Annotated in this window: 22 protein-coding genes; all 22 read right to left on the bottom strand. The window is 66.7% G+C overall.

The features are described 5' to 3' along the window. Positions 1-74 precede the first annotated feature (74 nt). The 22 genes from rplO to Q9S71_RS07470 all read right to left on the bottom strand — a co-directional run bounded on the left by rplO (position 75) and on the right by Q9S71_RS07470 (position 13,491). Entirely contained in the window at positions 75-635 is a 561-nt protein-coding gene (gene rplO, locus Q9S71_RS07575; protein ID WP_311289739.1) for a 50S ribosomal protein L15, read from the bottom strand. Further along, positions 635-820 carry a 50S ribosomal protein L30 gene (rpmD, locus tag Q9S71_RS07570; RefSeq protein WP_020098644.1) on the bottom strand — a complete coding sequence of 62 codons (186 nt, stop codon included), beginning with the start codon at positions 818-820 and terminating at the stop codon, positions 635-637. Before rpmD ends, rplO begins: the two co-directional genes overlap by 1 nt. After that, positions 820-1,506, bottom strand: a complete 687-nt coding sequence (gene rpsE, locus Q9S71_RS07565; protein WP_064003320.1) for a 30S ribosomal protein S5 — start codon at positions 1,504-1,506, stop codon at positions 820-822. The genes rpmD and rpsE overlap by 1 nt, the downstream gene beginning before the upstream one ends. Then, positions 1,503-1,862 (bottom strand): 50S ribosomal protein L18, encoded by a 360-nt coding sequence (gene rplR / locus Q9S71_RS07560; protein WP_064003321.1) that lies wholly within the window; start codon positions 1,860-1,862, stop codon positions 1,503-1,505. Before rplR ends, rpsE begins: the two co-directional genes overlap by 4 nt. A gap of 2 nt (positions 1,863-1,864) precedes the next feature. After that, the gene (gene rplF, locus Q9S71_RS07555) at positions 1,865-2,401 is read right to left on the bottom strand and encodes a 50S ribosomal protein L6 (protein ID WP_217528400.1); all 537 of its coding nucleotides are present in this window, start codon (positions 2,399-2,401) and stop codon (positions 1,865-1,867) included. A 6-nt stretch (positions 2,402-2,407) separates the two neighbouring features. After that, positions 2,408-2,806, bottom strand: a complete 399-nt coding sequence (gene rpsH / locus Q9S71_RS07550) for a 30S ribosomal protein S8 (protein ID WP_064003323.1) — start codon at positions 2,804-2,806, stop codon at positions 2,408-2,410. A gap of 134 nt (positions 2,807-2,940) precedes the next feature. Continuing rightward, positions 2,941-3,531: a 50S ribosomal protein L5 gene (rplE, locus tag Q9S71_RS07545; protein WP_064003324.1), complete on the bottom strand. Its 591-nt coding sequence runs from the start codon at positions 3,529-3,531 to the stop codon at positions 2,941-2,943. A 2-nt stretch (positions 3,532-3,533) separates the two neighbouring features. Continuing rightward, positions 3,534-3,893, bottom strand: a complete 360-nt coding sequence (gene rplX / locus Q9S71_RS07540; protein WP_064003325.1) for a 50S ribosomal protein L24 — start codon at positions 3,891-3,893, stop codon at positions 3,534-3,536. Positions 3,894-3,895: 2 nt separating this feature from the next. After that, positions 3,896-4,264 (bottom strand): 50S ribosomal protein L14, encoded by a 369-nt coding sequence (gene rplN, locus Q9S71_RS07535; protein WP_064003326.1) that lies wholly within the window; start codon positions 4,262-4,264, stop codon positions 3,896-3,898. A gap of 3 nt (positions 4,265-4,267) precedes the next feature. Next, positions 4,268-4,600, bottom strand: a complete 333-nt coding sequence (gene rpsQ / locus Q9S71_RS07530) for a 30S ribosomal protein S17 (RefSeq protein WP_082886192.1) — start codon at positions 4,598-4,600, stop codon at positions 4,268-4,270. Beyond that, a complete protein-coding gene (gene rpmC, locus Q9S71_RS07525) occupies positions 4,600-4,914 on the bottom strand; it encodes a 50S ribosomal protein L29 (RefSeq protein ID WP_018187344.1) in 315 nt (104 codons plus the stop codon). Before rpmC ends, rpsQ begins: the two co-directional genes overlap by 1 nt. Next, entirely contained in the window at positions 4,914-5,333 is a 420-nt protein-coding gene (rplP, locus tag Q9S71_RS07520) for a 50S ribosomal protein L16 (protein WP_217528404.1), read from the bottom strand. The genes rpmC and rplP overlap by 1 nt, the downstream gene beginning before the upstream one ends. Next, entirely contained in the window at positions 5,333-6,088 is a 756-nt protein-coding gene (gene rpsC / locus Q9S71_RS07515; protein WP_064003328.1) for a 30S ribosomal protein S3, read from the bottom strand. The genes rplP and rpsC overlap by 1 nt, the downstream gene beginning before the upstream one ends. Then, complete coding sequence (gene rplV / locus Q9S71_RS07510) at positions 6,088-6,486, bottom strand: 50S ribosomal protein L22 (RefSeq protein WP_064003329.1); 399 nt, start codon at positions 6,484-6,486, stop codon at positions 6,088-6,090. The genes rpsC and rplV overlap by 1 nt, the downstream gene beginning before the upstream one ends. 40 nt (positions 6,487-6,526) lie before the next feature. Continuing rightward, positions 6,527-6,808, bottom strand: coding sequence for a 30S ribosomal protein S19 (gene rpsS / locus Q9S71_RS07505; protein WP_018187348.1), 282 nt, complete (start codon positions 6,806-6,808; stop codon positions 6,527-6,529). Between the two features lie 12 nt (positions 6,809-6,820). After that, entirely contained in the window at positions 6,821-7,660 is an 840-nt protein-coding gene (gene rplB / locus Q9S71_RS07500) for a 50S ribosomal protein L2 (protein WP_036309862.1), read from the bottom strand. Positions 7,661-7,684: 24 nt separating this feature from the next. Beyond that, the gene (gene rplW, locus Q9S71_RS07495; RefSeq protein ID WP_064003330.1) at positions 7,685-7,984 is read right to left on the bottom strand and encodes a 50S ribosomal protein L23; all 300 of its coding nucleotides are present in this window, start codon (positions 7,982-7,984) and stop codon (positions 7,685-7,687) included. After that, positions 7,981-8,643: a 50S ribosomal protein L4 gene (gene rplD, locus Q9S71_RS07490; RefSeq protein WP_064003331.1), complete on the bottom strand. Its 663-nt coding sequence runs from the start codon at positions 8,641-8,643 to the stop codon at positions 7,981-7,983. The genes rplW and rplD overlap by 4 nt, the downstream gene beginning before the upstream one ends. Before the next feature lie 2 nt (positions 8,644-8,645). Beyond that, complete coding sequence (rplC, locus tag Q9S71_RS07485; protein WP_064003332.1) at positions 8,646-9,305, bottom strand: 50S ribosomal protein L3; 660 nt, start codon at positions 9,303-9,305, stop codon at positions 8,646-8,648. Positions 9,306-9,316: 11 nt separating this feature from the next. Further along, entirely contained in the window at positions 9,317-9,625 is a 309-nt protein-coding gene (rpsJ, locus tag Q9S71_RS07480) for a 30S ribosomal protein S10 (protein ID WP_018171443.1), read from the bottom strand. Between the two features lie 359 nt (positions 9,626-9,984). Beyond that, on the bottom strand, positions 9,985-11,442 hold the full coding sequence (locus Q9S71_RS07475; protein ID WP_311861498.1) for a sugar transferase: 1,458 nt from the start codon (positions 11,440-11,442) through the stop codon (positions 9,985-9,987). Positions 11,443-11,703: 261 nt separating this feature from the next. Beyond that, positions 11,704-13,491: a DUF4012 domain-containing protein gene (locus Q9S71_RS07470; RefSeq protein ID WP_311861496.1), complete on the bottom strand. Its 1,788-nt coding sequence runs from the start codon at positions 13,489-13,491 to the stop codon at positions 11,704-11,706. Positions 13,492-13,497: the final 6 nt, after the last annotated feature.

Raw genomic sequence — 13,497 nt, 5'->3', positions numbered from 1 at the left:
GCGCGCCGGAGCTCGCCGCATTCCAACATACGGCAACAGGGGCCGGAGGTTATCCTCCGGCCCCTGGCACGTGACTACTTGATCGAGCCGCCGGCGGCAACGATCTTCTGCTCGGCCGAACCCGAGACCTTGTCGACGGAGACCGTCAGCGCGACCGAGATGTCGCCGGTGCCGAGCACCTTGACCTTCTCGTTCTTGCGCACGGCGCCCTTGGCGACGAGGTCCGTCACGGTGACGTCGCCACCGTTGGGGTACAGCTCCGCGAGCTTGTCGAGGTTGACCACCTGGTACTCGACGCGGAACGGGTTCTTGAACCCGCGCAGCTTCGGCGTACGCATGTGGAGGGGCATCTGCCCACCCTCGAAGCCCACCTTGACCTGGTAACGAGCCTTCGTACCCTTGGTACCGCGGCCCGACGTCTTACCCTTCGAGCCCTCACCGCGACCGACACGGGTCTTCGCGACGTTGGCACCGGGGACCGGACGCAGGTGGTGGACCTTCAGCACGCCGGGGCGCGCCGCATCCTTCTTCGGGGCAGCCTTGTCGGCAGCGGGCTTGGCCGCAGCCTTCCGGGTTGCCGGCTTCTTGGCCTTGGGCTCGACGGCCTCGACCGTCTCGTCCTTCTTCTCAGCCATCAGTCGATCTCCTCAACCTTCACGAGGTGCGCGACGGTCTTGATGTACCCGCGCGTCTGCGCGTCATCGGGACGAACGACGGAGTCGTTGATCCGCTTCAGACCGAGCGAACGCAGCGTGTCACGCTGGTTCTGCTTCTCGCTCACCTTGGACTTGACCTGGGTCACCTTCAGACGAGCAGCCATCATGCACCCACCTTTGCAGCCTTGGCGGCGTCAGCCTCGGCACGGACCAGACGCGCGGGGGCGACCTGGTCGAAGTCGAGACCACGACGCGCAGCGACGGCGCGCGGCTCCTCGAGCTGCTTCAGCGCTGCGACGGTCGCGTGCACGATGTTGATCGTGTTCGACGAACCCAGCGACTTCGACAGCACATCGTGGATGCCGGCGCACTCGAGGACGGCGCGGACCGGACCACCGGCGATGACACCGGTACCGGCAGCGGCCGGACGCAGCAGCACGACACCGGCAGCAGCCTCACCCTGGACGGGGTGCGGGATGCTGGAGGCGACACGCGGCACGCGGAAGAAGTTGCGCTTGGCCTCTTCGACACCCTTCGAGATGGCGAGGGGGACCTCACGCGCCTTGCCGTAGCCGACACCGACGAGACCGTTGCCGTCACCCACGACGACGAGCGCCGTGAAGCTGAAGCGACGACCGCCCTTGACGACCTTCGACACGCGGTTGATCGTGACGACGCGCTCCAGGAACTGGTTGTCGCCGCGGTCGCGCGAGTTGCGGTCGCGGGTCTGGCTGCGCTCGCGGCCACCGCGGCGCGGCTCGCGCTCGCGCTCGGCGGGCGCCTCGGCCGTAGCCGCAGCCGCAGCGGGCTGCTCGGTCGCGGTCACTTCGTTCTCCTTGTTCTCGGTCACAGGTTCAGACCTCCTTCGCGAGCGCCGTCGGCGATCGCAGCGACGCGGCCCGCGTAGCGGTTGCCGCCGCGGTCGAACACGACCGTCTCGATGCCGGCAGCCTTCGCACGCTCAGCGACGAGCTCGCCGACCTTGCGGGCCTTGGCGGTCTTGTCACCATCGAACGTGCGCAGGTCGGCCTCGAGGGTGGAGGCCGATGCGACGGTGAAGCCCTTGCTGTCGTCGACCAGCTGGACGAAGACGTGGCGGGCGGAACGGGTCACGACGAGACGCGGACGCGCCTCGGTGCCCACGATCTTCTTGCGAAGACGGGCGTGGCGACGCGAACGTGCGTCGGACTTCGACTTGAGAGCCATGGTTACTTACCACTCTTTCCGGCCTTGCGGCGAACGACCTCGCCCGCGTACCGCACACCCTTGCCCTTGTAGGGCTCCGGCTTGCGGATCTTGCGGATGTTGGCGGCTGCCTCGCCGACGGCCTGCTTCGAGATACCGGCGACGGTGAGCTTGTTGTTGCCCTCGACGGTGAGCGTGATGCCCTCCGGCGCCTCGACCAGGACGGGGTGCGAGAAGCCGAGTGCGAACTCGACCGCCGTGCCCTTCTGAGCGACGCGGTAACCGGTGCCGACGACCTCGAGGCCCTTGGTGTAGCCCTGCGTCACGCCGATGATGTTGTTGTTGATGAGGGTGCGGGTGAGCCCGTGGAGAGCACGCGACTCGCGCTCGTCATCGGGGCGGGAGACCAGGACCTGGTTCTCCTCGACCTTGACCTCGATGGGCTGTGCCACGGTGAGCGAGAGCTCGCCCTTGGGGCCCTTGACGGCGACGTCCTGGCCGGAGACCGTGACGGTCACACCGGCGGGGATGTCGATGGGAAGACGTCCAATACGCGACATGTCAGATCACCACACGTAGGCGAGGACTTCCCCGCCGACGCCCTTCTGCTCGGCCTGGCGGTCCGTGAGGAGGCCAGAGGAGGTGGACAGGATCGCGACCCCGAGGCCACCGAGGACCTTGGGAAGCTCGTTCGACTTCGCGTACACGCGGAGACCGGGCTTGGAGACGCGCTTGATGCCGGCGATCGACCGCTCGCGGTTCGGGCCGTACTTCAGGGTCAGGGTGAGGGTCTGGCCGACACGGGCGTCGGAGACCTCCCAGCCGGAGATGTAGCCCTCCTGCTGGAGGATCTCGGCGATGTGCGTCTTGAGCTTCGAGCTCGGCAGCGCGACGGTGTCGTGGTGCGCGGAGTTCGCGTTGCGCAGACGGGTCAGCATGTCTGCGACCGGGTCTGTCATCGTCATAAGTGTTTTCCTTTAGTCATGAGGTTTCGACTGCCGTTACACGACAGGCGACCTTCTATGAATGAGCGATATTCAGTTGTGCAGTCGTTCGGCCCCGGAGCACGCCCCGAGGCCGAACGATCGATCTTATCGGATCACGCCTGAGCGTCCGCCGACTTGAACGGGAAGCCCAGGTGCTTGAGCAGCGCCCGACCCTCGTCATCCGTCTTCGCCGTCGTGACGATGGTGATGTCGAAACCGCGGACGCGGTCGATCTTGTCCTGGTTGATCTCGTGGAACACGGACTGCTCCTGGAGACCGAAGGTGTAGTTGCCGTTGCCGTCGAACTGCGTCGCCGACAGTCCGCGGAAGTCGCGGATGCGGGGCAGGGCGAGGTTGACGAGACGGTCGACGAACTCCCACGCACGGTCACCGCGGAGGGTGACGTGGGCGCCGATGGCCTGACCCTCACGCAGCTTGAACTGCGCGATGGACTTGCGGGCCTTGGTGACGACCGGCTTCTGGCCGGTGATCTTGGTGAGGTCGTCGACCGCACCATCGATCACCTTGCTGTCACGCGCAGCTTCACCGACACCGGTGTTGACGACGACCTTCACGAGACCGGGGATCTGCATGACGTTGGCGTAGCCGAACTCGTCCTGCAGAGCCTTCTTGATCTCGGTCTGGTACTTCTGCTTCAGGCGGGGCTGGATCTTGCCAGCCTCCGCGGCAGTTGCGTTGCTCATGTTCAGAGGTCCTTGCCGCTCTTCTTGGCGTAGCGGACGCGGACGGTGCGCTTGACGCCGTCCTTCGTCTGCTCCTCGACGCGGTGGCCGACACGGGTCGGCTTCTTGGTCGACGGGTCGACCAGCGCCACGTTGGAGATGTGGATCGGGGCTTCCATCGTCTCGATGCCGCCCGTCTTGGTGCCGCGCTGCGACTGGCCGACGCGGGTGTGCTTGGTGACGTAGTTCACGCCCTCCACCACGACGCGGTTCTGCTCGACGAGGACCTCGAGGACCTTGCCCTGCTTGCCGCGGTCGCCGCCCTTGTCCTGCTTGCGGCCACTGATGACCTGAACCAGGTCACCCTTCTTGATGTGCGCCATGATCAGATGACCTCCGGTGCCAGCGAGACGATCTTCATGAACTTCTTGTCGCGAAGCTCACGACCGACCGGGCCGAAGATGCGGGTGCCGCGGGGCTCCCCGTCGTTCTTCAGGATGACGGCGGCGTTCTCGTCGAACTTGATGTACGAGCCGTCGGGACGACGGGTCGACTTGACGGTGCGGACGATGACGGCCTTGACCACATCGCCCTTCTTGACGTTGCCGCCCGGGATCGCGTCCTTGACGGTCGCCACGATGACATCCCCGACACCGGCGTAACGGCGGTTGGAACCACCGAGGACGCGGATCGTGAGGAGCTCCTTGGCGCCGGTGTTGTCGGCGACCTTGAGGCGAGACTCGTTCTGGATCATTGCTTACTTCGCCTTCTCGAGAATCTCGACCAGGCGCCAGCGCTTGGTGGCGCTGAGCGGACGGGTCTCGTTGATGAGGACGAGGTCGCCGATGCCGGCGGTGTTCTGCTCGTCGTGAGCCTTCACCTTCGACGTGCGGCGGATGACCTTGCCGTAGAGGGGGTGCTTCACGCGGTCCTCGACCTCGACGACGATCGTCTTGTCCATCTTGTCGCTGACGACGTAGCCGCGACGGGCCTTGCGGTACCCACGGGCGTTGACGTCGCGGACGTCGTGCTCGGCCGACTCGTGACCAGCGGTCACGGGCGCCGTAGCGGCATCCTTCTTCTCAGCCATCACTCGGCCTCTTCCTTCGCGGCCTCAGCGGACTCGTCCGCCTTCTTGGCCTTGCTCTTCTTCGCCTTGGTGGCCGTCTCGACCGGGGCGGGGGTGGCACGAATGCCGAGCTCCCGCTCGCGGATGACGGTGTAGAGCCGCGCGATGTCGCGCTTGACCGCACGGATGCGGCCGTGGCTCTCGAGCTGGCCGGTGGCCGACTGGAAGCGCAGGTTGAACAGCTCTTCCTTGGCCTTGCGCAGCTCCTCCACGAGGCGCTGGTCTTCGAACGTGTCCAGCTCGCTCGGGGCGAGCGTCTTGGTGCCGACGGCCATTACGCGTCGCCCTCCTCGCGCTTGATGATGCGTGCCTTGAGCGGCAGCTTGTGGATGGCACGGGTCAGGGCCTCACGAGCGAGCTGCTCGTTGACACCCGCGACCTCGAAGAGGACGCGACCCGGCTTGACGTTGGCGACCCACCACTCGGGCGAACCCTTACCGGAACCCATGCGGGTTTCGGCCGGCTTCTTGGTGAGCGGACGGTCGGGGTAGATGTTGATCCACACCTTTCCGCCACGCTTGATGTGACGCGTCATGGCGATACGAGCGGACTCGATCTGACGGTTCGTCACGTAAGCGGGCGTGAGGGCCTGGATGCCGAACTCACCGAAGCTGACCGTCGTGCCGCCGGTGGCGGCGCCGTCACGCTTCGGGTGGTGCTGCTTGCGGTACTTGACCTTGCGGGGAATAAGCATCAGGCAGACGCTCCTTCTGCGACGGGGGCCTCGCTGCGCGGGCCACGACGACGGTCGCCACCGCGGTCGTCACGACGTGACTTCGGCGCGTTGGCCTGCTCGCGAGCGAGCTCCTTGTTGGTGAGGTCGCCCTTGTAGATCCAGACCTTCACGCCGATGCGGCCGAAGGTGGTCTTCGCCTCGTAGAAGCCGTAGTCGATGTTCGCGCGGAGGGTGTGCAGGGGCACACGGCCTTCGCGGTAGAACTCCGAACGGCTCATCTCGGCGCCGCCGAGGCGGCCGGAGACCTGGATGCGGACGCCCTTGGCACCGGCGCGCTGCGCACCCTGCAGACCCTTGCGCATCGCGCGGCGGAAGGCCACACGGGCGGAGAGCTGCTCGGCGATGCCCTGCGCGACCAGCTGAGCGTCGGCCTCGGGGTTCTTCACCTCGAGGATGTTCAGCTGGATCTGCTTGCCGGTGAGCTTCTCGAGGTCGGCGCGGATGCGCTCGGCCTCGGCTCCGCGGCGGCCGATCACGATGCCCGGACGGGCGGTGTGGATGTCGACGCGGACGCGGTCACGCGTGCGCTCGATCTCGATGTTGCTCACGCCGGCACGGTCCAGCGACGTCGTCAGGAGGCGACGGATCTTGACGTCCTCCGCCACGTAGTCGGCGTAGCGCTGCCCGGGCTTGGTGGAGTCCGAGAACCAACGCGACACGTGGTCGGTGGTGATGCCGAGGCGGAAGCCGTACGGGTTGACCTTCTGTCCCATTACTTGCTCGCCTTCTTGGTCTGGGCAGCCGGGGCGGACTCGGCGACCTCGGGGGTCGAGAGCACGACCGTGATGTGGCTGGTGCGCTTCTTGATCTGGAACGCGCGACCCTGGGCGCGGGGCTGGAAACGCTTGAGCGTCGTGCCCTCGTCCACGTACGCGTTCTTCACGTACAGGTCCTGCTCGTCCAGGAACTCGTTGTCCTTGTCGGCCTTCACACGAGCATTCGCGACCGCAGCGGCCACGAGCTTGTAGATGGGCTCGCTGGCACCCTGGGGAGCGAACTTCAGGATGGCGAGAGCCTCCTGAGCCTGCTTGCCCTTGATGAGCGCGACGACACGACGAGCCTTCTGAGGGGTCACGCGGATGTGCTTCACGCGTGCGATGGATTCCACCATTTGTACTCCTCCTCTTCCTCTCTCTGAGAGCGTCGCCGCGTCAGCGGCGACGGCCCTTCTTGTCGTCCTTCTCGTGGCCGCGGAAGGTGCGGGTGGGCGCGAACTCGCCCAGCTTGTGACCGACCATGGTCTCGGACACGAACACGGGGATGTGCTTGCGTCCGTCGTGCACGGCGATCGTGTGACCCAGCATGGCCGGGATGATCATCGAACGACGCGACCAGGTCTTGATGACGTTCTTGGTACCGGCTTCGTTCTGCGAGACGACCTTGCGAAGCAGGTGCTCGTCGACGAAGGGGCCCTTCTTAAGGCTGCGAGGCATCTTCCTCTACTCCTACTTCCGCTTCTTGCCGGCGTTGCGACGGCGAACGATCAACTTGTCGCTTTCCTTGTTGGGGTGCCGGGTACGACCCTCGGCCTGGCCCCAAGGAGTGACGGGGTGACGTCCACCGGAGGTCTTACCCTCACCACCACCGTGCGGGTGGTCGACCGGGTTCATGGCGACACCGCGGACGGTCGGGCGGATGCCCTTCCAGCGGTTGCGGCCGGCCTTGCCCCAGTTGATGTTGGACTGCTCGGCGTTGCCGACCTCGCCGATGGTGGCGCGGCAGCGCGCGTCGACGTTGCGGATCTCACCCGAGGGCAGACGCAGCTGCGCGTACGGGCCGTCCTTCGCCACGAGGCGGACGGACGCACCGGCCGAGCGAGCCATCTTCGCGCCGCCGCCGGGGCGGAGCTCGATGGCGTGGATGACCGTACCGGTGGGGATGTTGCGCAGCGGCAGGTTGTTGCCGGGCTTGATGTCGGCGCCGGCACCCGACTCGACGATGTCACCCTGCGACAGCTTGTTCGGGGCGAGGATGTACCGCTTCTCACCGTCGAAGTAGTGCAGCAGCGCGATGCGCGCAGTGCGGTTGGGGTCGTACTCGATGTGAGCGACCTTGGCGTTGATGCCGTCCTTGTCGTTACGACGGAAGTCGATCACGCGGTACTGGCGCTTGTGGCCACCACCGATGTGACGGGTCGTGATGCGGCCCTGGTTGTTGCGACCACCGGTCTTCGCCAGCGGGCGAAGGAGCGACTTCTCGGGCGTCGACCGCGTGATCTCAGCGAAGTCGGCGACCGACGAACCGCGACGACCGGGGGTCGTGGGCTTGTACTTGCGAATAGCCATGTCTCTAGTCCTCTATCCCAGCTGTCAGCCGACGGCCGTGAAGATGTCGATGGTGCCCGACTTCAGGCTCACGATGGCGCGCTTGGTGTCCTTGCGCTTACCGGTGCCGAAACGGGTGCGGCGGGACTTGCCCGGGCGGTTGAGCGTGTTCACCGACGCGACCTTGACGCCGAAGATCTTCTCGATGGCGAGCTTGATCTCGGTCTTGGTGGCGCGCGGGTCCACGAGGAACGTGTACTTGCCCTCGTCGATGAGCCCGTAGCTCTTCTCGGAGACGACCGGCTTCAGGATGATGTCGCGCGGGTCCTTGTTGACGGCGGTCATGCCGAGACCTCCTCGGTGGAGCCGGCCTTCGCAGCGACGAACGCGTCGTAGGCGGCCTTGGTGAAGACGATGTCGTCGGAGACGAGCACGTCGTAGGCGTTGAGCTGGTCGAACGTGAGCACGTGGACGTACGCGAGGTTGCGGACGCTCTTGACGCTCAGCTCGTCATCACGCGTGATGACGACCATGACGTTCTTCGTCGGCGCGAGCTGAGCCAGAACCGCGGCAGCAGCCTTCGTCGAGGGCGCACCCTCGATGCCGAACGAGTCGATGACGTGCAGACGCCCGCCGCGAGCCCGGTCGCTGAGCGCGCCCAGGAGGGCGGCGGCGACCATCTTCTTGGGGGTGCGCTGCGAGTAGTTGCGCGGCTTCGGTCCGTGGACGATGCCACCACCGGTCATGTGCGGCGCGCGGATCGAGCCCTGACGGGCGTTACCCGTGCCCTTCTGCTTGAAGGGCTTGCGGCCGGCACCGGAGACCTCACCGCGACGCTTGGTCGAGTGGGTGCCCTGGCGAGCCGCCGCGAGCTGCGCGACGACGACCTGGTGGATGAGGGGGATGTTCGTCTTGACGTCGAACAGCGCGGCGGGCAGCTCCACGGAGCCGGCCTTCTTGCCGTCTGCCTTCACGACGTCGAGCGCGAGAGTCGAGTCAGCCATGTTCAGGCACCCTTCACTGCGTTGCGGACGTAGACGATGCGGCCACGAGCACCGGGGACGGCGCCCTTGACGAGCAGCAGACCCTTCTCGGCGTCGACGGCGTGCACCGTGAGGTTGAGGACGGTCACGCGCTCGCCACCCATACGGCCGGCCATGCGCATGCCCTTGAAGACGCGGCTCGGGGTCGACGAGGCGCCGATCGAACCGGGCTTGCGGTGGTTGCGGTGCGCACCGTGCGAAGCGGAGACACCCTTGAAGTTGTGACGCTTCATGACACCGGCGAAGCCCTTGCCCTTGCTGGTGCCGACGACGTCGACCAGCTGGCCGGCCTCGAAGGTGGCGTCGACGGTGAGCTCCTGACCGAGTGAGTAGTCAGCGGCATCCGCCGTGCGCACCTCGGTGAGGTGACGACGCGGGGTCACACCGGCAGCCTCGAAGTGGGCCGTCTGCGGCTTGTTGACCTTGCGGGGGTCGATCTGGCCGTAAGCGATCTGCACGGCGTTGTAGCCGTCGCGCTCGGGCGTGCGCACCTGGGTCACCACGTTGGGGGCGACTTCGATGACGGTGACGGGAACGACCTTGCCGTTCTCGTCCCAGACCTGGGTCATGCCAAGCTTGGTGCCCAGCAGGCCCTTGGAAACCTTGGAGTTGATGTCAGCCATGATGATCGACCTCAGAGCTTGATCTCGATGTTGACGTCGGCCGGGAGGTCGAGACGCATCAGCGAGTCGACGGCCTTGGGCGTCGGGTCGATGATGTCGATGAGGCGCTTGTGGGTGCGCATCTCGAAGTGCTCGCGGCTGTCCTTGTACTTGTGCGGCGAACGGATGACTGCGATCACGTTCTTCTCGGTCGGAAGGGGCACCGGGCCCACGACCGTCGCGCCCGCACGGGTCACGGTGTCGACGATTTTGCGTGCCGACGAGTCGATGACCTCGTGGTCATACGACTTCAGGCGAATGCGGATCTTCTGTCCCGCCATTGTCTGCTCACTCTCTTTCTCGCGTCGTACCTCGAGGGCATTGGACGCACGGGGCGCTTGCGCGCCGGGCACTTCTCCCCGCCCGGAGGTGGGGGATCCGTCACCGCTGTTCTGATGTCAGTCCGCAGGAGACCTGCGGCATCCGCTTCCCCTCGCACGCACGCGTGCGGATCCGTTTCCGGAGTGGGTGTGGGGATGTGATGTTCTGCTGCCCGCGGCCTAGGCTTCTCGCCTATGCACTGCCCTGGCAGTGATCCCGCGCAGAGCGCAGGAATGTGGAACCTGTACAGTCTACGTGCCGTTCGGGCGTGTCGCAAACCCGGGCGTGTCGCGCCGCCGGGTACGCTCCCCCGCCGTCGTCAGTGCGCCGTGCGTCCGGGCGCCACGACGGCGCTGAGGGTGCGGAAGAGGATCTGGATGTCCTGCATGAACGACCAGTTCTCGACGTAGTAGAGGTCCAGGCGCAGGGCGTCCTCCCACGACAGTGTGGAGCGTCCGCTCACCTGCCACAGGCCGCTCATTCCCGGCTTCACCCGCAGCCGGCGGTGGGCGGCGTCGTCGTACAGTGCCACCTCCGCCGCGCGCTGCGGCCGGGGGCCCACCAGACTCATGGTCCCCACGAGCACATTGAACAGCTGGGGCAGCTCGTCGATCGAATGCTTGCGGATGACGCGCCCGACCTTCGTGATCCGCGGATCGTCCGTCACCTTGAAGAGCGGACTGTCGCTGGTCCCCTGCAGGTCGAGGAGGCTCGCGAGCTGATCGTCGGCATCCGCCACCATCGAGCGGAACTTCAGCATGCCGAACTCGTCACCGCCCAGACCGACCCTCGGCTGACGGTAGATCACGGGGCCCGGCGTCTCGGATCGGATCGCGATGGCCGTCACCAGCATCACCGGCGAGAAGACCAGGATGAGGACGACCGAGCCGAGCAGGTCGAATGTGCGCTTCGCGAAGCGGCGCACGCCGTCCAGTCGCGGGAACTCCACGTGCACGAGCGGCAGCCCCGCCGCCGGTCGGGAATGGATGCGGGGCCCCGCCACGTCGGTCAACGCGGGGGCGACGACGAGGTTGCCGCTGCGGTCCGCGACGTCCCAGCCGAGCTGACGCATCATCTCGGGGTGCACCTCGTCCGCCCCGGCGACGATGATCGTGTCGGCGTCGGTGGCATCCATCGCCTCCACCGCGTAGGCGAATCCGCCGACGACCGGGACGTCCGCGATCGCCTGACGGCCACGGACGTCGGTCACGACACCCACGATGTCGAAGCCGGAGGACTCCGCTCGGCGGATGGCGCGGATGATGGAGCCGACCTTGGCCGGCTCGCCCAGGACGAGGGCACGGTAGACGTACTTCGACCGACGCTGCTGGCCGCGGAGCCAGAGCCGCCACAGCCACCGGCTGAAGATGAGGGCGACCAGGCCGACCGGCATGGCGACGAGGAAGAGGCTGCGCGACACCTCGATGCGGAGGAAGAACGCGACCGCGACGAACAGCGCGAACACGGCCACCGTCGCGTTGACGATCCGGCGGTACTCCTGCTCCCCCGCACCGACGATGTTGCGGTCGCGCGTCTCGAAGACCCCGAGCGCGACGAGCCAGACGAGGCCGAGGAGGATCAACGCCGCGACGTAGGGGATGCGGGGTCCGCCGTCCCAGGTGACATCGCGCCGCTCATCGGGCAGGACCAGGGTGAAGAACCCGGTGAGCACGGCCGCGACGACCACGATGTCGCTGTAGACGAGGCGACCGGCGAACCGTGCGGGCCAATCACGCGAGGAGCGTCGCGCCGGGACGACGACGGGCGCGCGGTTCACCCGACGATCCGCGCGTCGGACGCGGGGGGCGGTCCGAGTGACAGCAGCGCGCCTCAGCACGCGATCCTCCCGCCCTGACCCACACGCGGTGCCGACGACCGAGCCGACGGCAGCCGCAGTGCGGTTCGGATCACGGAGGTCAGCCTTCCTGTCGACGCAGCCAGGTCGCACCCCTCGTCGCGGGAAGTCGCGCCATCGACGACGTCTGCTGCAGATCTTTGAGGATGCTACCAAACCGAGCGCTTTCGGCCAGGCGTTGGATCAATGGCAGGTGTCGGTGACCGTCGTCTTCGTCTCGTTGATCATCGGTGTCGTCCACAGCGCGAGCGGACCGAAGTCCCCGGTTCCGGTGAACGTCGCCGTCACGCTGAAGCTGCCGTCCGGACGCAACCGCGCCTGGAAGGGTTCGACGACCCGGCCGAGATCGACGTTGCCGGTGCGGAAGGCCGACGCGCCGCCCGTGGTCTCGGCGGAGGCGAGTTCCATCCCCGGAGGGGCGTACATGTAGACCTGGGTCCCGAAGTACGCCGCCCGCTGGCTCCGACTCTGGACGTATCGCGGGAGATCCTCGGCGTCCGCCTGACTGATGTCGAGCGAGACCGTCGCGGTCGTCGTCAGGGTCGTCACGCCATCGGCGCACGACATCGTGGATTCGACAGCGGTCTTCGTGTAGTAGTCGATCTTCGAGGCCGACACGTTGCGGAAGAAGACGCCGTTCACCGTCTCCGCGGAGTTATCGGTGGGAAGGATGCCGGAGAGGCGCCCCGAGCCCGCGATGATCTTCTGCGTGTCGGTGTCTTCGCTCCAGGCCAGGATGCTGCCTGCGTCGATGCTCTCGCCCACAGCCCAGGCCATGTCTTTGATGTTGAAGTCGCCGCCGGCGATCTTGTCGAAGACCGCGCTCGCCACACCGGCGAAGAACGCGTCGGACTTGAGGTCAGGGTCGGTGTACGGGTCCCACCACCGGTAGACGTCACTGAGGAGAGTCTTGACGGCGTTCTTGTTGTCGAGCGTCTTGCCGTCGACCTCGATGGGACCGGTCGCAAGAAGCATGCGCTGGAGGGCGATGGGATCGACCGAGATGACGCCGTCGATGTGCGTGTCGTCGATGTCGCGGTTCCAGAACGCCTTCACCATCTCCGCGACCCCCGGCCAGTCGGGCTGGGAGGGCGCGAGGTTGATGTAGCTGCCGTAGCGGCTGCCGTACAGCGCCTTCGCCGACTCTGAGATGTCGAGGTCGACCGTCTCGCCCTCGACGAAGGAAGCGCTGCTGGCCTGTCCCGCGATCTCGAGGTCGCCCTTGTCTGCGGTGATGAGCGTCTGCGATGCCGAGCTGCCCCCGAGCGGGAGCGCCTCGGCGTTGTTCTGGAACACGAGCAGGTAGTTCTGCTTCTCTTCCGCGCCGAGGAGCTTCGGAAGAAGGGTGAACATCGGACCGGCGGCTCCGGCGACCTCGGCCACCTGGTCCACGCCCGAACGGACCGGGCCGATGAGGGCATCGGATGCGGCGACACCCTTCAACTCGGAGCTCAGCTTGGAGATCTCGGGAGCGGCCGCTTCGATGAGCGGCAGGGCACGGGCGAGGATCTTCCCCTGGCCGTCATCCTGCATCTTGAAGACCGGCGCGCCGACGTCGTTTGCGAACACGTCGAGGGTCTCCGCCGCCAGCCGCACGCCGCGCAGGTTGTCGCCCGCCCCCGGGATCAGCTCCGCCATGCGCCAGACCGGATCGGCTGCGGCACCCGCCGCATCCGCCGCACCGGACGACAACTTCGGGATGGCGTCGGAAACGTTCCCGCCGTCCTGGATGGAGGTGACGGCCTCCTGCGCCGACTCGAGACCGTTCTTGGCGATCACGACCTTGATCACGAGCCACACCGCGAGGGCGAGGAGCAGGACGACGACGATCAGGATCACGCGGCCGACGATGCGACCGCGTGACGTCCTCTGGGTCTCGTCGCTGTCGTCGTGGTCATCGGGCGCGGCGGAACGTCCGGCCGCGGCCCGCTCGGCCGCTTCACGCGCGGCGCGTCGGGTCTCGGGAGGCATGGCTCA

This window comes from Microbacterium gawkjiense (genome assembly GCF_031932225.1).
GTDB lineage: Bacteria > Actinomycetota > Actinomycetes > Actinomycetales > Microbacteriaceae > Microbacterium > Microbacterium gawkjiense.
The sequence above is the reverse complement of the archived record's forward strand: the minus strand, read 5'-3'. Positions and strand labels throughout refer to the sequence as shown.